This window comes from Ruegeria sp. CDSB113, assembly GCF_059611045.1.
Window position 1 is genome coordinate 363,859 of sequence record NZ_JBXWOU010000004.1, and the last position, 17,632, is coordinate 381,490.

Below are 17,632 nucleotides of genomic sequence, written 5' to 3' on the forward strand. Positions count from 1 at the left end.
TGAAACACTCCTTACTTACCCAGGCAGAAACTCGAGAAGATCTCATCCAAAAGGTCTTCAACACCGATCCTGCCAACCAAGGTTTCTAGGGCACGGATTGCCGTGCGTAATTCTTCTGCTGCAATATCATACAGGTCTGGACCCGATTCCAGAACCGCCATAGCAGAACTCAGGGATTCCCGCGATTTGATCAAAGCAACCCGGTGCCTTTCCCGTGTCGCAATACCATTGCTTGTGGTTCGGGTACCAAGTACATCCGAAATCTGGGAAATAAGTTGATCGATACCCTGCCCGGTTTTTCCGGATATTCCACCTTCGCACGGATCTCGAAGATCAGATTTTGGCAAAACCTGTATATCGCCATTCACCATCTGAACACCCAGGTCCTTCGGGTCATCCGTCAGGAACACGCGCAGATCAGCTGAATCCGCCCGCTTTCTTGCCAGTTCAATTCCCAAGCTTTCCACGTGATCCTCGGTTTCCCGCAATCCTGCGGTGTCCAGCAACGTGACCGGAAGTCCTGCAAGGTCCATTCGAACCTCGATCACATCGCGAGTAGTTCCGGCATATTCCGAAGTAATCGCCGCCTCTCGCCCTGCCAGAGCATTTAGCAAGGTTGATTTTCCGGCATTTGGAAGACCAACAATCGCGACTTCAAACCCTGTTCGAATGCGCTCTGCGATCTTTACGCCATCTGCTTCACGTTGCAGATCAGCCATAACGCCGGTCACAAGAGATTTTACCTCGGGCGTGACGTCTGTTGGGACGTCCTCATCCGCGAAATCAATGACAGCTTCCAGCAAGGATGCAGCGCGGATCAGATCGCGTCGCCACCGTTCCGCCAAAACACCCAAATCACCAGCCAAAATAGTCTGTGCTTGTTTGCGCTGCGCCTCAGTTTCCGCATCAATCAGATCAGCAAGACCTTCGACCTGTGTCAGGTCCATCTTACCGTTTTCCAGCGCCCTGCGTGTGAACTCTCCGGGTTCGGCCAGTCGTAGCCCGTCCATATCGGACAGGCACCGCATCACTGCGTTCACCGAAGCGGTGCTGCCATGGATCTGCAGTTCGGCCACGTCTTCGCCGGTAAAACTGGCCGGGGCCTGAAAGGTCAGAACCAGCCCGTCATCCAACCGTGCGCCATCCGCGGCATGTAACGACCGGACCCACATGCCACGAGGCGGCAGCGGGCTTCCGGTTAAGCTGGCAGCTGCGGAATGCGCGTGTGGTCCCGAGAGGCGGATGACCGCCACCCCGGCTTTGCCTTGCGCGCTGGCCAAGGCGAATATCGTATCCATTCGAAGGCCTCGCGTCGTTTAAGACCTGTGTCAGGTGTTCATCGAATCGAAGAACTCGCCGTTCGTCTTGGTCTGTTTCAACTTGGACAACAGGAACTCGACCGCGTCGGTCGTGCCCATCGGGTTGAGGATACGACGCAAGACGAATGTCTTAGCCAGATCTCCCTTATCGACCAAAAGTTCCTCTTTCCGGGTGCCGGACTTGAGGATGTCGATGGCCGGGAACACGCGCTTATCTGCGATCTTACGATCCAGAACGATTTCCGAGTTACCGGTTCCTTTGAATTCTTCGAAGATAACTTCGTCCATCCGACTGCCGGTGTCGATCAGCGCGGTGGCAATGATGGTCAGCGAGCCACCTTCTTCGATATTCCGCGCGGCACCAAAGAACCGCTTGGGCCGTTGCAGAGCATTCGCGTCCACACCACCGGTCAGAACTTTACCCGACGATGGCACCACAGTGTTGAAGGCCCTACCAAGTCTTGTGATCGAGTCAAGAAGAATAACAACATCTCGTTTATGCTCAACCAAACGCTTGGCTTTTTCGATCACCATCTCAGATACCGCCACGTGGCGCGTTGCGGGTTCGTCGAAGGTAGAAGATACAACTTCCCCCTTCACCGAACGCTGCATGTCGGTCACCTCTTCGGGGCGTTCGTCGATCAGCAGGACAATCAGATAGCACTCTGGGTGGTTCTGTTCGATCGAATGCGCGATGTTCTGCAGGATCACCGTTTTACCGGTCCGCGGCGGCGCCACAATCAGCGATCGCTGGCCTTTACCGATCGGGGCCACCAGATCGATCACACGCGCCGACTTGTCCTTGATGGTGGGATCCTCGATCTCCATCTTCAGGCGTTCATCGGGATAGAGCGGCGTCAGGTTGTCAAACGCGATCTTGTGTCTGGCTTTTTCCGGTTCTTCAAAGTTGATCTTGGTGACCTTGATCAGCGCAAAGTAACGCTCATTATCATCAGGCGCTTTGATATCCCCTTCGACCGTATCACCGGTGCGCAAGGAATGCTGGCGGATCATGTCGGGCGAGACATAGATATCGTCCGGACCTGGCAAATAGTTTGCCTCGGGCGAGCGCAGAAAGCCGAAGCCGTCTTGCAGCACTTCCAGCACGCCGTCGCCGCCAACGGTCCAGCCTTCATCCGCGCGTTCGCGCAGAATCTGGAACATCATTTCGCCTTTCCGCATGGTCGAGGCGTTTTCGATCTCCAGCTCTTCGGCCATCGCCAGAAGGTCTTTGGGGCTTTTGGCCTTCAGGTCGGCCAGATTCAGGGATTCAGTGGACATGATATATACCTTCGCCGCTGACATTGCGGCACGAAGTGGAATTTCAGTACGGAAGATACGCCGCCCGGACGGGCGTGTTGATCCCTACATAAGCGCGCGGGCCGTCGGAGTCAAACAGGCGTTCAGAACTTCACAACGACCGCCAGAACGATGATAACCATCAGAACGGTCGGAACCTCGTTCATCATGCGAAACTGCCGCCCAGTGAGCTTATTTCGGCCTTCCAGGAAATCCCTACGTCTCGCCATCAACCAATGATGGAACCAGGTCATGCCAATTACGGCAGCACCCTTGATCCAGGGCCAGGACCAATCCCACCCGACGATGCCGGGCGTGAACACCATGATCAACCCGCAAAGCCAGGCTACATACATCGCAGGGCGCATGATCACACGCAGCAGCTTCTCTTCCATCTCAAAGAAGATAGTTTCTGCGCCTTCGACCTTTTGGGCTTTCTCAACGTGATAGACGTACAGTCTGGGCAAATAGAACAAACCTGCCATCCATGAGATCACAGCCATGATGTGCAATGACTTCACCCACGGGTAAATCGTGAAAAGAAGATCGGTCATTCTGGCTCCGGACGTTGGTTGGAACCCTCCCTAATAAAAAAATAGGAAAAGAAAAAGGATGATGGTTTTGTAGGGTGAGTAAATTCCGTGGATTACTTTTTTACGCATGTGTTTTCCCCAGGTGGATAGAATTGTGCTGCGATTGGGTGATTCTGTTGATTTCAGTTTTTATGTTTTAATTTCAGTATCTTAGTTCTATTTCATTCAAGCGTGTCTGGGGATAACTCGTTGAGTAAGACCGGAAATCCCAGTTTTCCCGCGCAGCAAAGTTATCCTTGTCCCAAAAGGACGGTCTTCGAACGACTCAGGGAAGTTTCAGGCAAAATTCCCGGGGTTGCGTGTCAACCGGAAAACCATACAAACCATCCTAGAACGCTCAACGATTTGCTCAGGGGTTTTCCACATGTCTGTCCCCATCATCCTTGCCTCGGGGTCATCTATCCGCGCGCAGCTTTTGCGCAATGCGGGTGTGCCGTTCACGGTAGAAACCGCGCGCGTGGATGAGGATACTGCCAAACGCGCCTTGTTGGCCGAAGACGCCCCCCCTCGGGATATCGCAGACACTTTGGCCGAAATGAAGGCCCGCAAGGTTAGCGACAAGAACCCAGGCGCGATGGTTCTGGGTTGTGATCAGGTGCTGGACTTCGATGGCCAGCTTTTGTCGAAACCAGAAACGCCCGAAGGCGCGCTGGCGCAGTTGAAGGCAATGCGAGGCAAGCGGCATATGCTGCTGTCCGCGGCCGTGATCTATCAGAATGGCGAGCCGATCTGGCGCCATGTTGGTCAGGTACGTCTGCGCATGCGCATGAGTTCCGATGTCTATCTGCGTGACTACGTAGACCGCAACTGGGACAGTATTCGTCATGCGGTCGGGGCTTATAAGCTTGAGGAAGAAGGTGTGCGCCTTTTCGCGACCATTGACGGCGACTATTTTAATGTTTTGGGTATGCCCCTGTTGGAGTTGCTGAATTTTCTGGCTGTTAAAGGGGTGATTGATCAATGACGGATAACCAAATTCCTTTGGCTGGCGTAATTGGGCATCCGATTGGACATTCAAAGTCCCCTAAACTGCATGGACATTGGCTAAAGACCTATGGGCTGGCCGGGCACTATGTCCCCATGGACGTCGCACCTGAGGATTTGGAGAGTGTTCTGCGGACCCTGCCCAAAGCCGGGTATGTCGGCGCAAATGTAACCGTCCCCCATAAAGAAGCTGCCTTGCAGATTGCGGATCACGTGTCAGATCGGGCGGCAATGATTGGTGCGGCGAATACACTTGTCTTTCAGCCCGATGGCTCGATCCACGCAGACAATACCGATGGCTACGGATTTATGGAAAACCTGCTTGCAGGGGCGCCTGACTGGAACCCACAGGACGGTCCGGCCGTGGTCTTCGGCGCGGGCGGGGCTGCTCGCGCCGTTTTGCAGGCCCTGGTAGATGCCGGAGTGCCCGAGATTATGCTAACCAACCGCACGCGTGCCCGGGCCGACCAATTGAAAGAAGAATTTGGGCCGCGCATAACCGTGGTTGACTGGGTCAAGGCCGGCAATGTGATCGAGAATGCGGAATTGGTGGTGAACACCACATCGCTGGGTATGCAGGGGCAGCCTGAATTGCGTGTGCCGCTGGATGGGTTGCAGCCGGGCGCTGTGGTTACCGACCTTGTCTACGCGCCTTTAAAGACCAAGCTTCTGCAAGCGGCCGAAGAGGCCGGGTGCACAACAGTCGATGGTCTGGGCATGTTGCTGCACCAGGCGGTTCCGGGCTTTGAGCGTTGGTTTGGCAAACGGCCCGAGGTTACGGATGAGTTGCGCGCCACGGTGCTGGGATGAGCTTTGCTCTTGGCCTGACAGGCTCGATCGGAATGGGCAAAAGCACCACGGCGCAAATGTTCGTGGATGAAGGCTGTGCACTTTGGGATGCGGATGCGGCTGTGCATCGGCTTTATTCTGCAGGCGGTGCGGCGGTAGAGACGATGCGCGATGCGTTTCCTGAGGCAATTGTTGATGGCGCGGTCAGCCGGGATGCCTTGAAACAAGCCATATCCTTGGATCCGGCGGCATTGAAAGTGATCGAAAGCATCGTTCACCCTTTGGTGGCCGCCGACCGGGCGGGTTTTCGGGATAGCGCCACGGCGGACATTCTGGTTTTCGACATACCCTTGTTGTTTGAAACAGGCGGCAATGCGACGATGGATGCGGTTGCTTGTGTTCAGATCCCGGCGGACGAGCAAAAGCGACGTGTGATGGAGCGCGGAACGATGACTGAGGCGCAGTTCGAACAGATCCGCGCCAAGCAGATGCCCAATGACGAAAAATGCGCGCGGTCGGACTTTGTGATCGTGACGGACACACTGGACCACGCCCGCGCACAGGTGCAGGATGTGGTCAGGCAGATACGGGCGGGGATGGCTAATGCGTGAGATTGTACTCGATACCGAAACCACGGGGTTTGATCCCGAAAGCGGTGACCGGATCGTAGAAATCGGCGCGGTCGAACTGTGGAACCATATGGCCACGGGTGAGACCTATCACGTCTACATCAACCCCGAGCGTTCGATGCCCGAAGAGGCATTTGGTGTGCACGGTATCGGTCCCGACCTGCTGGACACTCCGCGCGCCCCGGAAAAGGGTGAGGTCACGCTGAAAGACAAGCCGGTTTTTGCCAAGGTTGGTCAGGGCTTCCTTGATTTCATTCAGGATTCCAAACTGGTAATCCACAACGCATCCTTCGACATGAAATTCCTGAATGCGGAACTCAGATGGATGGGGTTGCCCCAGCTGCCGATGGATCAGGCATTGGACACGTTGGTAATTGCGCGTAAACGGTTTCCGGGCTCGCCCGCGTCATTGGATGCGTTGTGTCGACGTTTCAACATCGACAATACGAACCGCGTGCTGCACGGCGCGCTGCTCGACTCGGAAATTCTGGCCGAGGTGTATCTGGAATTGATTGGCGGGCGACAGCCAGACTTTGGCCTGTCCACCAGCGCGGCATCTGCCGGTGGCGGAGGGGACGATTGGCGGCCAACAGCGCGCCCGACGCCGCTGGCGTCGAAAATCACCGAAGAAGAACGCGCGGCACATGAGACATTTGTGGAAAAACTGGGAGAAAACGCCCTGTGGACCCGCGCCTGAGCCCTTGCCCGGCGCGGGTCGTACCGATTAGGCTTCGGTTTTTTCGGTTTTGGCCTGACGGCGCATCAGCTCGTTGCGGTACAGCGCAACAAAGTCGATATTGTCCAGGTTGACCGGCGGGAAACCACCGTCACGGGTGATGTCGCTGACAATGCGGCGCAGGAACGGGAACAGCATGCGCGGGCATTCGATCATCAGGAACGGGTGCAACTGGTCTTCTGCCACGCCTTCGATGTGGAACAGGCCGCAATAATCCAGTTCGCACAGGAACAGAACGTCCTCCATGCCCTTAGCTTTGGAGGTCAGGTTCAGTTTTACGGCAACTTCGTACTGATGCTCGGTCGGGCGCTTTTTGGCGTCCAGGTTCACCTGAACGGCAATCTCGGGCTGAACGTCGCCAGACACGCCTTTTTGCGCCATCACGTTTTCAAAAGACATATCGCGAATGAACTGTCCCAGAACGCGCATCTGGATCTGAGGGGCGGTCTGTGCCGCGGTGTTTTCTGCAGGGCTTTCGTCAGCCATGGATCTACTCCGAAAATGAAATTTGCCACTGCTTAGCAAGTTGGGCGCGGCACCTCAATGCTGGGGTGGACCTTCGACCCATTTGGATGGCTTTGAGGGGTTCTGACGCGGGCGAACTTCGGTAAAATCTCCGTCGATCACGTCATCCTGATCAAACGGGGTGGGACCAGTGCGGAACTGCGCGCCGCTGCCCATCTGGAACTGTGTGATGGTCGCCTTGGATTTCAGGTATTTGAATACGGCCACCCGAATACCCGGAACAAGCAGTGCAAATCCAATGGCATCGGTGAAAAACCCCGGCGTCAGCAACAAAACACCAGACAGCAGGATCATGGCACCATGGGCTAAAGGCTCGGTCGGGTCGTCCAGTTCAGCAAAGGACCGCTGCAAGTTAGCCAGTGCCATGCGACCTTGTGTCCTGACCAAAACCGTGCCGATTACGGCTGTTAGAACGACTATCGCTAGCGTCGGCCACAGTCCGATCAGGCCGCCGACCTGTATGAACAGGGCGATCTCGATGATGGGCACCAACAAAAATGCCAAGAACAAGTACATCTGCGTTATCCTTTCCCTTAGGCCGGGCTGTGGACTTGCCACGATCTGTCACCTACATAGTGGCATGAGGCCGCGTATACAAAGTCGCGGTCTGAAAAGAGGATGAAATGAACGAACCGATGATCCAGTTGCTGGTCCTGGCCGGAATTGCCGTTTTCCTGATCCTGCGCCTGAAAAGCGTGCTGGGTACACGTGAGGGCTTTGAGAAACCCCCTGTTCAACAGCAACCCGAGGCGGACAAGTCGCGTCGCGGCTTCGAGGTGATCGAAGGCGGGCCGGATCATGACATCACAGACCATGTCGCCGAAGACAGCGAACAGGCGAAAACGCTGGCCGCGATGAAGCGGGTCGAGCCCGAATTCTCTGTTGGTGAATTCGTGCAGGGTGCCCGCGGAGCCTATGAGATGATCGTCATGGGGTTCGAAAAGGGCAATCTGGATGAAATCCAGCCCTTCCTGTCCGAAGAGGTGTTTGACACATTCGTTTCAGTCGTGGCGGCCCGCGAAGATCAGGGTCTGACCATCGAGGCTGAGTTTGTCGGCGTGCGCGAAACCGCGCTGGCGGATGCGACCTTCGACAAAGACACAAACCAGGCGGAAATCACCATGCGGTTTGTGGGTGAGCTGACCTCGGTCGTGCGTGATCGTGGCGGTGATATCATCGAAGGCAACCCAAACACTATTAAACGCCAAAAGGACAGCTGGACCTTTGCCCGTGTCATGGGCGCTGATGATCCAAACTGGCTGCTTGTTGCCACGGACGCATGATTGGCGCGCTCCGGTCGCTATTTCTGGTGGCAGTTATGACCACTGCCGCCAGCGCTGAACCGACGCGATCAATTCTTTCCTTTGACGATCTGGATGGATGGGCTGCCGACGATCACGGGGCGGCCCTTTCGGTATTTCTGAACACCTGCGGCGATCTGGACGATCCGGATTGGCAGGCATTGTGTCGCGTCGCCCGAACCTACGACGCAGACGCGGCGCAGTCGTTTTTTGAGCTGTTCTTTCGTCCAGTTCTGGTCGAGGACGGAGAAGAGGCCCTGTTCACCGGTTATTTCGAACCTGAACTAGACGGGTCCAAAACCCGGACCGACCGGTTCAAATACCCGATCTACAAAATGCCGCCGGAGGCGCGGGCCGAAGGGCTTTGGCTCAGCCGCCGTGAAATCCTGACGGGCGACGCGATGCAGGGCCGCGGCCTTGAGATCGCCTGGGTGGATGACCCGGTCGAGTTGTTCTTTCTGCAAATCCAGGGCTCGGGGCGTGTGCGCCTTCCAGACGGCAGTGCCTTGCGCGTCGGCTATGGCGGCGCGAACGGTCACCCCTATCGTTCCATCGGGACCGAGCTGATTCGTCAGGGTGCGCTGGGTGCGCATGAGGTTAGTGCTCAGATGATCCGCGCATGGGTCCGCAAAAATCCCGAAGCAGGGGCCGAGTTGCTGTTTCACAACCCTTCTTACGTGTTCTTCCGCGAGGTCTCGCGCGTTGCGCCCGAGCTTGGGCCGTTGGGTGCCATGAACCGGTCGGTCACCACGATGCGCAGTATTGCAGCTGATCCGGCTCATACGCCGCTTGGTGCCCCTGTTTGGGTGGAAAAGGACGGCAAAACCCCGTTGCGAAGGTTGATGATTGCGCAGGACACCGGTGCCGCCATCAAAGGGGCGCAGCGCGCGGATATATTCTTTGGCACAGGGGACGAGGCGGGAAAGGCCGCCGGGCGCCTCAGGGATCCGGGGCGGATGGTGTTGCTGCTGCCGATCCAGCGGGCCTATGCCCTGTTACCGGATGAATTCTGATGTCCCGACGCAAATTGACGGCAGACGAGATCGAGCTGTGGCGCAAGGTCGCCAAACAGGCTGAGCGGCTGCATCCCGAAATTCCACAATCGGTCCACCCGGTCACACTGCCCAAACCCAAGCCGAACAAACCCCCAAAACCCCGGTTTGAGGCATTCGAGGTCGGACAAAACGCGCCCGGTAAACCCGTGCGAAATGCGTTTAAGCCCTCGATCAGTGAAAATTTGCGTACCAGCCCGGTGCAAATGGACACCAAGGCATTTGGCCGTATGAAACGCGGCAAGATCAAGCCTGAAGGGAAACTGGACCTGCATGGCATGCGCATGGACACTGCGTATCCGGCGCTGACCCGGTTTATTCTAACGGCCCAGGCGTCAGGTAAGCGCCTTGTTCTGGTTGTCACCGGAAAGGGCAAGGACAGGGATGAACCCGGCCCAATCCCAACTCCACGCGGCGTATTGCGCAATCAGGTGCCGCAATGGTTGGCCTTGCCGCCGCTTGCACAGGCTGTTTTGCAAGTGACCCCAGCCCATATCAGCCACGGGGGCGAAGGGGCTTATTACGTCTATCTGCGCCGGACGCGTTAAAACGAGCGCATAGCGCGTGTAATTCCGATTTTAGCCGACAGGCATACAAGTATGAAAACACCGCCGATCCACAGGAACTGCGTGCTCAGCGGTATACCGGCGTCGATCAATATCCCGGTCAGGCCGGGGCCGATTGCTGATCCTAAAACCATAACGGCTGTGGCCATCGCCTTGATCGCCCCAATGTGCCTGGTACCGTAGAATTCAGCCCAAAAGGCGCTTGGTAGCGTGTTGTTTGCTCCAACCGTCAGGCCCAGAAAGATCATTGCAATCAGGGCCCCGCCGATTGAGTTTGTCATTCCTGCGATCACAAAACCAATTGCGATCGGGATTTGGTAAAAAGGCATCAGCCTCGCGGTGCCCCATTTGTCCAGCGCCCAGCCGGCCGCAAACATCCCAATCAAGGATACGCCGGTGAAAACCGGAAACAGGGCGACCAGTTCGATATGCTGCCAGCCCTTGACTTGGGCAAGATGCACCTGATGGAAGAAAAACGCGGTGATAAAGGCCGATGGGGCCAGTATAGTCGGGGCCATGAACCAAAACAGCGGATGAAACAGCGCGTCTTTTCGGGTCCAATGGCGGCCCTGCATCCCTGTCGCTGAATACGCATCCGCCAGACTTTGCGGCGTGCGCTCCTGACGCAAAAGTCGCGTCAGAACGGGTATCCCCATCAGGACGACCACTGCGGACAACACCCACAGCCACCGCCAGTCCAGAAACGCCATCGCGGCCACGAAAGCCAGCGGCAGCAGTGCCTCACCAATCGCGTAGCCAACCGATGCAATCGACAGGGCTTTGCCACGTGTAACGATGAACCATCGCGCCATGGCGACCTGTGCCAGATGAACGCTCATCCCCTGACCGAACAGGCGCAACAAAAAGACCACCAGCGGCAACAGGACAAGCCAGCTGTTCAAAGCCATGGCCACCGCCGCCACGGCCAGACCAGCCAGAACGGCGGGCCCCAAAACGCGGACGCGGAAAACATCCGTCAGCCCGCCGGCCCAGATCATAACGATGGCCGAAACGGTGGTGCCCAGAGAGTAAAGTCCACCCCAGGCGCCGTGCCCAAGACCAAATTCCGCGCGGATGTTTCCAGCGAAGATCGAGATAAAGAAGGTCTGCCCAAAGCTGGACAGAAAGGTCAGCAAAACCCCCGCGCCCAACCAGGTCGCGTTGTCCCGAAAATATTGACGCAGGCTGAACCGCGTCACGGGGTAGTGACCTGAGCCTGCCCTGTTTCTGTCAGAACGATTTCCGTGGCGCCGTCTGGATTACGCTCGCTGGGCGGCACCAGTATATCGATGCCGGGCCTGTCTTCGCGTCCGAACGTGTTATTGACGCGCCGCAACGAACTAAGGATCGACAACAGAGCCGGAGAAGTCGCCGCCACAAAATGCGAGGATTCGGCATCGCTGCTGAACGCAGTTGTGTCGATCACGTTGATCGGGAATTCCTCGAGCGACTCGAGTGAGGTGATGTTTCCCAGCCGCACACCCTCATCCGTGCCGCGCAGGCGGGCGGAAATGTTCAGGATTTTGTCCTTTTGCGAGACCATTACGATAAATGGGTCGGGCGGATTGTCGATCCGCCTCATCTGCGAGCGAAACAGATCCAGATCCAGATCGGGCGAGATCAGCACAACCCCTTCGAGGTTCCTTTTCGCCCAACCCGGTTCCTGCAGTTCCGTTTGGCGCATCATCTCCATCGTCAAAGCGCCACCCATGGAATGTGCTACCAGAATGACGCGTTTGACTCCCATGGATTTCAGTTCGCGGATGGTTTGCTCCAACCCGTCGCGGGCAAACAACATGCTGTCCAGATCATAGGCATATCCATACCCGGTCGCGCGGCTAGGCCAGGAGTAAACCAGCGTGGAGCCCGGAAGACCAATGTCATGGGTCAGCTGGGCCGCGCGGAAAATCGTTTCTGTCTGGGTCGAGTTGTAGCCGTGTACAAAAATCGTAACATCGTCTTCGCCGCGCAAATGTTCGCGTAAACCCTTTGGCCCGCCCAGTTCGGTCACATTTGTAAGAACAAATTCTTTTTTCGGGTTCGGATTCGCATAAGAGAATTTCAATGTTCCCGGTGTGTGTGATGGCGGGATCGACACTGTTGTTTCCAAAAACTTCAGCGCTTCCCCACGCTTGAATCCATAAGTTCCGTCTGCTTCACGCGCTCGCGTTGTGGCTGCGAATATCTTTTCAGGCGTTCCGACAGTTACGGCCGAGGGAACAATCTCGGTTACCGTCCGGTCGACACAGGCGCTTAGCGACAGGGATGTAATCAGAATTATTAAATAGCGCAGCACTGGTCAGCCCTCTGGGTGAATTGCGACTACGCTATCTCATTCTGGCCCGGCGTCCAGCGGCACAACGCTGCCAAAGCGGCAAAAACCGGCTGGCGATGTTACAAAACGTAACGGCTGAGGTCAGTGGATTTGGTCAATTCGCCCAGATTGTCGTCAACGAATTGCGCATCAACCGTGATCGAAATTCCGGCCTGATCGGGCGCGGTAAAGGACAGCTCTTCGAACACGCGCTCCATCACCGTGTACAAACGACGCGCACCGATGTTTTCGACGCTTTGGTTCACATCAGCTGCGATACGCGCAAGGGCCGCGATTCCGTCATCGGTAAAGCTGACCGTGACCTCTTCGGTGCCCATCAAAGCGGTGTATTGACGGGTCAGGGCGTTGTCGGTTTCGGTCAGGATGCGCACGAAATCTTCTTCGGTCAGCGCGCGCAATTCCACGCGGATCGGTAGGCGGCCCTGCAGTTCCGGCAACAGGTCCGACGGTTTGGCGATATGGAACGCACCCGACGCGATGAACAGGATATGGTCGGTTTTTACTGGGCCGTGCTTGGTGGATACTGTCGTGCCTTCGATCAAAGGCAACAGGTCGCGCTGTACCCCTTCGCGGCTGACATCGCCGCCCCGCGCGTCTGTACGGGCACAAACCTTATCGATCTCATCTAGGAACACGATGCCGTTCTGTTCAACGGATTCCAGCGCGATGCGGTTAACGATCTCATCATCCAGCAGCTTGTCGGCCTCTTCCCCGATCAGCGCTTCATAGCTTTCCGAGACAGTCATTTTTCGTTTCACAGTACGCCCGCCAAAGGCCTTGCCGAAGATATCGCCCAGATTCATCATCCCCATTTGGCTACCGGGCTGGCCGGGAATATCGAACATTGGCATCGGGTTCGACGAGTCGGACAGCTCCAGCTCAATCTCGGTATCATCCAGCTCGCCCGCCTTCAGCTTTTTGCGGAACATCTCGCGCGTGCCTTCGCGGGCATCGGTGCCTGCAATGGCTTCGATCACGCGGTCTTCGGCGGCTTGATGCGCCTTGGCTTTGACATCCTCGCGCATATATTCGCGGGTTTGCAGGATGGCAGCGTCCGCCAGATCGCGCACGATCTGTTCCACGTCACGACCGACATAGCCCACTTCGGTGAATTTGGTGGCTTCGACCTTGATGAAGGGCGCGCGGGCCAGTTTCGCCAGGCGGCGGCTGATTTCGGTCTTGCCGACACCGGTGGGGCCGATCATCAGGATGTTTTTCGGATAGACCTCGTCCCGGATGTCGTCGGCCAACTGCTTGCGCCGCCAGCGGTTGCGCAGCGCAACGGCCACGGCCCGTTTGGCATCCTTTTGCCCGATGATGAAACGGTCCAGTTCCGAGACGATTTCGCGCGGGGTCAGGTCGGTCATGTGAGTTCTATCCAATTGTTTCGCACCGGAACCTAATCATAAGCCACAAAAACACAAGCTGATCACGAAAAACTCACGCCAACACACGGTCTGCACACGGAAAATCGTGGTGATGTGAATCGCCAGACAGAAAATAGCTGCGCATAGTCTGCGTCGACGGGCAAGTTCGCCTGCACTTTGAAATGGAGACCCACATCATGATGACTCGTCGTTCGCTCTTTTTGAATGCCGCTGCAACGGGCGCCGCTCTGACTCTGGCCAGTGCCAATGTCGCTGCCGCCGGCGGTGCCAAGAAAAAGGGCACATTCGAGGGCCGCTCGAAACATATCACCACCGGTTCGGTCAAAGTGGTCAAAGACGGTGAGCGCTATATCGTTGAGCTGGGTGATGACTTTTCGCTGGATAACGGTCCCGACCCACGCGTGGCCTTCGGCAAGGATGGCACCTATGATCCGAACTCGAAGCTGGGCGCGCTGCTGAACCTGAAGGGCAAGCAGTCTTATGCCGTACCGCCGACTATGGATATCTCGGGCTATAACGAAGTTTACATCTGGTGTGACGTCGCCGGCGTTCCGCTGGGCGTTGCTGCGCTTTCGTAACCCAACGACGAATTGCGCCCGGAGGCCGGTAATTACCGGCCTCTGACAAGGCGTTAGGTGCCATTGCGCCTGTCTGCTACACTTACCTCAAGGGACCAGTTCCGAGGTGTGTATCATGACGAAGATTGCCAAGATTACGTTATTGTTCGTGGTATTCGTGGATCTGATCGGACAAGGGCTGGTCTTTCCCATCATCAACTCTTTGATCATGGAAACAAAATCCGGGTTCCTGCCGGAAAGAACTTCAATGGGTCAGCGCCATTTCTTCTACGGGCTGGTGATCGGGTGTTTCTTTCTGTCCTGGTTTCTGGGTGTGGTCTATGTCTCAAAGGTCTCGGACTCCATCGGGCGCAAGAATGCTTTGCTGGTGTGTTTAGGTGGGGCGCTGGCCGGTTATGCCATCACCATCACTGCACTTTACCTTAACAGTTTGCTTCTGCTGATCATTGGTCGGTCGATCACCGGCTTTACGGCAGGTAATCAGCCCATTGCACAAGCGGCGATGATCGACGGTAGTACCGATGCCGCCGACCGTGACCGCAATATGGGGTATATCATCACCGGCGTCAGCTTTGGTCTGGTCGGCGGCCCGATTATCGGGGCTGTTCTGTCCGACGCGGCGATACTGGGCAGCTACGCCACGCTCAAGATGCCGTTCTACGGCGCGTTTGTTCTGGTGATGATCGCCATCTTCCTGGTGAGCGTTTACTTCAAGGACACCCGAACCGAGCGGGCTGCGTTTGTCTTTCGCCCGCGCGATATCACCGACAGCCTGATCGCGGTGCGTGAACACCCGTTGGTTCTAAAAATCCTGCCCGTCTATGCGCTGTTCATGATTGCCAATGTCACGTTCTACGTATTCGTCGATAATTTCCTGACCAGTGCATGGGGCTACGGCGTGATCGGTGGCAGTATGGCAATGGTAGTCATCGGCTTTGCTTTGGCGTTTTCCAGCACATTCCTTGTGAAACCAGCGCAAGAGAGGTTCAGCAAGCATTCCATCATCCATACCTCATTGGTGGTGATGGTGATCTGCGGCTTTGGCTTTGCCTTCAGCCCCAGCGGGGTACTGAGCTATGTTCCGGTCTTCTTCTTCTATTTCTTCTTTGGCGTCGCTTACCCGACCCTGCTGGGTCTGTTTTCGTCCAGCGTTGGCGAAGCGGATCAGGGTTGGGTCATGGGCGTTACGACGGCGGTCTTCTGCCTTGCCGGTGGTGTCATGTCCCTGGTCGGCGGCGGATTGATGAGCATCGACATCCGCCTGCCCTATTACATCGTCATCGCAACCGCCCTGCTTGGGCTGGTCGGCATGTACCGGCGCTGGAAGGGGAAAGAAATCTCGGCGCTGCTGGCCTAGATCGTCTCAATCGTCAGATTGCCATTGGTATAGACGCAGATGTCTGCGGCAATCGCCATGGCTTCGCGCGCGACCTCTTCGGCGGGTTTATCGCCGCCCATCATTGCCCGCGCAGCGGCCAGGGCAAAGTTTCCACCTGATCCTATGGCGGCCACGTTGTGTTCGGGTTCCAGCACATCCCCCGCCCCGGTGATAACCAACAGGTCTTTGCCGTCGGTGACGATCAGCATTGCCTCAAGTTTTTGCAGGTACTTGTCGGTGCGCCAGTCCTTGGCCAGTTCAACGGACGCACGAGCGAGTTGGCCGGGTGTCGCTTCCAGTTTCGCCTCAAGCCGTTCCAGCAGAGTAAAAGCGTCAGCGGTCGAACCGGCAAATCCGGCGACAACTTCGAATCCGCCCGGTGACAGGCGGCGTACTTTACGCGCGGTCCCCTTGATCACGGTCTGGCCCAGGCTGACCTGTCCGTCCCCGGCAATAACGACTTGCCCGCCTTTTTTGACACCAATGATCGTGGTCCCGTGCCATCCGGGAAAATCGCTGTCCGCCATGAAAGCCTCCGTATTCTCAGTCGCTATATATGGGCCGGGCGCGGGATCGGCGCAACCCGTTGCACAACTGCCCAAAAGATATGCACAAAACGCAAACCGGGGTTACCAGACCAGCAATTGTGAGTCCCCGCGCTTGGGACTACATGAGGCTCACAACCGACAACGGGTCGGCTGTTTCAGATATAAGGACTGGGAACATGGCAACAACTGCAAACATCCATGCCCCACTCGGAGCAGCTACCATCCTGCACGTAGTGGATGCATTCATCAATGTCTTCGAATCCGCTGTTGAGTGGAACGAAAGCCGCAAGACACGCAAGATCCTGTCGGGTCTGACCAACGCACAGCTGGAAGACATCGGTCTGGTGCGCGCGGACATCGCAAAGATCTGATCCCGCAATCAGAACCAGAATTTGAAGCAGCCGCCCGGGTATCCGAGCGGCTTTTTCTTTGTCAGCTTTGCACGTATTTACCAGCCTGATCCGGCAAAAACGCCTCGATCGCGGCTGTGGCGATGACATGGCGCGTGCCAGCGGCGTCATCCACAACATCCAACCCACCCTTGACGGCCCGCACTTCGGCGCGGCCCCTTGGCAGATCGGCGGCGACCTTGTCACAGTCAACCTCATCAGGTTTTTGAACGGCGATGGTCACCTGAACCCGCATCTCCGTGTGGTCGATGCCCAGCTTGGAAAACAGCGTGATCGACGAATGATGCAGCGCGTCCTGCACGGCGCGACAGGCGGCTTTGGTGTAATCCTGACCGTACAGATCGTTGCCGGTGCCCATTTCCAGAATGATGCGTTTTTCGGTCATTGGGCGGGCTCCATATCGAATGAGACGATGACCGCCGCATTGGCGATCACAGTGCGGCCATCGGTGTGGGGTTTATCGATATCCAGACCACCCTGCGTTACTGTGATGTTAGGCTGGCCGTACGGAAAAATCGCCTTCAGCGTATCGGTATCGACCTGGTCGGGCTGCTGCACACCCACCTCGGCGTCGATGATCATCGCCTCTTTCGGAAACCCGAACAACTCGGCCATGTTCACCGAGTTATGCCACAGCGCATCCTTGATCGCCCGCAGGGCGGCCTCGGTATAATCCTCGCGCCGCAGGGATGTGCCCATCCCGAATTCCACCAGAACCCGTGTTTTTGCCATTTGCTTTCCCTGTATTGATGGCCCAATTGAGCCAACCACAAAAAAGGGCGCCCAAACTCGGACGCCCTTGATCAAAACCGATCACATCGGATCAGATGGATTCGTCGATCCAGCTTTGCAGTGCAGCTTTGGGGGCCGCACCGGCGCGGTTCGACACAACCTGACCGTCCTTGAAGATGAAGAGCGCCGGAATGCCACGCACACCCATGGCGGCAGCAGCGTTTGGGTTGCTGTCCACGTCTACCTTGGCAATTTTGATTTTGCCGCCGTATTCGTTGGCCAGTTCTTCCAGAGCGGGGCCGATTTGTTTACAGGGGCCGCACCATTCGGCCCAGAAATCCACCACAACGGGGACATCAGAGTTTTTGACTTCGGCGTCAAAGGTATCGTCGGTAACGGCAACGGTCGACATATTCTGTCTCCTGAATGGGGTGTCTCGGGAACAGAACGTAGGGGCCGGGCAATCCAAG

Annotated in this window: 22 protein-coding genes; 10 read left to right on the forward strand and 12 right to left on the reverse strand. The window is 56.6% G+C overall.

Annotated features, from left to right (window positions below):
* Positions 1-11: 11 nt before the first annotated feature.
* From mnmE to AC2FIS_RS10700, 3 genes are all read right to left on the reverse strand, one after another.
* Positions 12-1,298 (reverse strand): tRNA uridine-5-carboxymethylaminomethyl(34) synthesis GTPase MnmE, encoded by a 1,287-nt coding sequence (gene mnmE, locus AC2FIS_RS10690; RefSeq protein WP_496773303.1) that lies wholly within the window; start codon positions 1,296-1,298, stop codon positions 12-14.
* 30 nt (positions 1,299-1,328) lie between these two features.
* Positions 1,329-2,600 carry a transcription termination factor Rho gene (gene rho / locus AC2FIS_RS10695; protein WP_113791245.1) on the reverse strand — a complete coding sequence of 424 codons (1,272 nt, stop codon included), beginning with the start codon at positions 2,598-2,600 and terminating at the stop codon, positions 1,329-1,331.
* 122 nt (positions 2,601-2,722) lie between these two features.
* The gene (locus tag AC2FIS_RS10700; RefSeq protein ID WP_282170586.1) at positions 2,723-3,172 is read right to left on the reverse strand and encodes a CopD family protein; all 450 of its coding nucleotides are present in this window, start codon (positions 3,170-3,172) and stop codon (positions 2,723-2,725) included.
* A gap of 403 nt (positions 3,173-3,575) precedes the next feature.
* Here AC2FIS_RS10700 and AC2FIS_RS10705 point away from each other — a divergent pair, with 403 nt between their 5' ends.
* The 4 genes from AC2FIS_RS10705 to dnaQ are packed head-to-tail and all read left to right on the forward strand — an operon-like array spanning position 3,576 to position 6,310.
* Positions 3,576-4,175: a Maf family protein gene (locus AC2FIS_RS10705; RefSeq protein WP_496773305.1), complete on the forward strand. Its 600-nt coding sequence runs from the start codon at positions 3,576-3,578 to the stop codon at positions 4,173-4,175.
* Positions 4,172-5,005, forward strand: coding sequence for a shikimate dehydrogenase (locus AC2FIS_RS10710; protein ID WP_496773307.1), 834 nt, complete (start codon positions 4,172-4,174; stop codon positions 5,003-5,005). The genes AC2FIS_RS10705 and AC2FIS_RS10710 overlap by 4 nt, the downstream gene beginning before the upstream one ends.
* Positions 5,002-5,595 carry a dephospho-CoA kinase gene (gene coaE / locus AC2FIS_RS10715; protein WP_282119800.1) on the forward strand — a complete coding sequence of 198 codons (594 nt, stop codon included), beginning with the start codon at positions 5,002-5,004 and terminating at the stop codon, positions 5,593-5,595. Before AC2FIS_RS10710 ends, coaE begins: the two co-directional genes overlap by 4 nt.
* On the forward strand, positions 5,588-6,310 hold the full coding sequence (gene dnaQ / locus AC2FIS_RS10720) for a DNA polymerase III subunit epsilon (RefSeq protein WP_496773309.1): 723 nt from the start codon (positions 5,588-5,590) through the stop codon (positions 6,308-6,310). Before coaE ends, dnaQ begins: the two co-directional genes overlap by 8 nt.
* Before the next feature lie 27 nt (positions 6,311-6,337).
* Here the strand turns inward: dnaQ and secB are convergent, their stop codons facing one another.
* A complete protein-coding gene (gene secB, locus AC2FIS_RS10725; protein ID WP_496773310.1) occupies positions 6,338-6,835 on the reverse strand; it encodes a protein-export chaperone SecB in 498 nt (165 codons plus the stop codon).
* A gap of 54 nt (positions 6,836-6,889) precedes the next feature.
* A complete protein-coding gene (locus AC2FIS_RS10730; protein WP_496773312.1) occupies positions 6,890-7,390 on the reverse strand; it encodes an FxsA family protein in 501 nt (166 codons plus the stop codon).
* A gap of 107 nt (positions 7,391-7,497) precedes the next feature.
* Between AC2FIS_RS10730 and AC2FIS_RS10735 the strand changes: the two genes are divergently transcribed.
* The 3 genes from AC2FIS_RS10735 to AC2FIS_RS10745 are packed head-to-tail and all read left to right on the forward strand — an operon-like array spanning position 7,498 to position 9,775.
* The gene (locus tag AC2FIS_RS10735; protein WP_282119801.1) at positions 7,498-8,157 is read left to right on the forward strand and encodes a Tim44/TimA family putative adaptor protein; all 660 of its coding nucleotides are present in this window, start codon (positions 7,498-7,500) and stop codon (positions 8,155-8,157) included.
* Positions 8,154-9,188, forward strand: coding sequence for a murein transglycosylase A (mltA, locus tag AC2FIS_RS10740; RefSeq protein ID WP_496773313.1), 1,035 nt, complete (start codon positions 8,154-8,156; stop codon positions 9,186-9,188). The genes AC2FIS_RS10735 and mltA overlap by 4 nt, the downstream gene beginning before the upstream one ends.
* Complete coding sequence (locus AC2FIS_RS10745; protein WP_496773314.1) at positions 9,188-9,775, forward strand: Smr/MutS family protein; 588 nt, start codon at positions 9,188-9,190, stop codon at positions 9,773-9,775. Before mltA ends, AC2FIS_RS10745 begins: the two co-directional genes overlap by 1 nt.
* On the opposite strand, the gene AC2FIS_RS10750 is transcribed toward AC2FIS_RS10745, so the two are convergent.
* The 3 genes from AC2FIS_RS10750 to hslU all read right to left on the reverse strand — a co-directional run bounded on the left by AC2FIS_RS10750 (position 9,772) and on the right by hslU (position 13,495).
* Positions 9,772-10,992 (reverse strand): MFS transporter, encoded by a 1,221-nt coding sequence (locus AC2FIS_RS10750; protein WP_496773316.1) that lies wholly within the window; start codon positions 10,990-10,992, stop codon positions 9,772-9,774. The genes AC2FIS_RS10745 and AC2FIS_RS10750 overlap by 4 nt on opposite strands.
* Positions 10,989-12,089, reverse strand: coding sequence for an alpha/beta hydrolase (locus AC2FIS_RS10755; protein WP_496706979.1), 1,101 nt, complete (start codon positions 12,087-12,089; stop codon positions 10,989-10,991). Before AC2FIS_RS10755 ends, AC2FIS_RS10750 begins: the two co-directional genes overlap by 4 nt.
* 98 nt (positions 12,090-12,187) lie before the next feature.
* Complete coding sequence (hslU, locus tag AC2FIS_RS10760) at positions 12,188-13,495, reverse strand: ATP-dependent protease ATPase subunit HslU (protein ID WP_108860507.1); 1,308 nt, start codon at positions 13,493-13,495, stop codon at positions 12,188-12,190.
* Positions 13,496-13,692: 197 nt separating this feature from the next.
* On the opposite strand from hslU, the gene AC2FIS_RS10765 reads away from it, so the two are divergent.
* Both AC2FIS_RS10765 and AC2FIS_RS10770 read left to right on the forward strand, forming a co-directional pair.
* Entirely contained in the window at positions 13,693-14,094 is a 402-nt protein-coding gene (locus tag AC2FIS_RS10765) for a DM13 domain-containing protein (protein ID WP_058279372.1), read from the forward strand.
* 115 nt (positions 14,095-14,209) lie between these two features.
* Entirely contained in the window at positions 14,210-15,451 is a 1,242-nt protein-coding gene (locus AC2FIS_RS10770) for an MFS transporter (protein WP_472722488.1), read from the forward strand.
* Here the strand turns inward: AC2FIS_RS10770 and hslV are convergent.
* Entirely contained in the window at positions 15,448-15,999 is a 552-nt protein-coding gene (gene hslV / locus AC2FIS_RS10775; RefSeq protein ID WP_472722487.1) for an ATP-dependent protease subunit HslV, read from the reverse strand. The two genes, AC2FIS_RS10770 and hslV, sit on opposite strands and share 4 nt — an antisense overlap.
* A gap of 197 nt (positions 16,000-16,196) precedes the next feature.
* Here hslV and AC2FIS_RS10780 point away from each other — a divergent pair, with 197 nt between their 5' ends.
* Positions 16,197-16,391, forward strand: a complete 195-nt coding sequence (locus tag AC2FIS_RS10780; RefSeq protein WP_109313874.1) for a DUF1127 domain-containing protein — start codon at positions 16,197-16,199, stop codon at positions 16,389-16,391.
* 61 nt (positions 16,392-16,452) lie between these two features.
* Here the strand turns inward: AC2FIS_RS10780 and AC2FIS_RS10785 are convergent, their stop codons facing one another.
* The 3 genes from AC2FIS_RS10785 to trxA all read right to left on the reverse strand — a co-directional run bounded on the left by AC2FIS_RS10785 (position 16,453) and on the right by trxA (position 17,574).
* Positions 16,453-16,815, reverse strand: coding sequence for a Lin0512 family protein (locus tag AC2FIS_RS10785; protein ID WP_496773317.1), 363 nt, complete (start codon positions 16,813-16,815; stop codon positions 16,453-16,455).
* Positions 16,812-17,162: a Lin0512 family protein gene (locus tag AC2FIS_RS10790; RefSeq protein WP_496773319.1), complete on the reverse strand. Its 351-nt coding sequence runs from the start codon at positions 17,160-17,162 to the stop codon at positions 16,812-16,814. Before AC2FIS_RS10790 ends, AC2FIS_RS10785 begins: the two co-directional genes overlap by 4 nt.
* A gap of 91 nt (positions 17,163-17,253) precedes the next feature.
* Positions 17,254-17,574, reverse strand: a complete 321-nt coding sequence (gene trxA, locus AC2FIS_RS10795; RefSeq protein ID WP_058275159.1) for a thioredoxin — start codon at positions 17,572-17,574, stop codon at positions 17,254-17,256.
* Between the last annotated feature and the right edge of the window lie 58 nt (positions 17,575-17,632).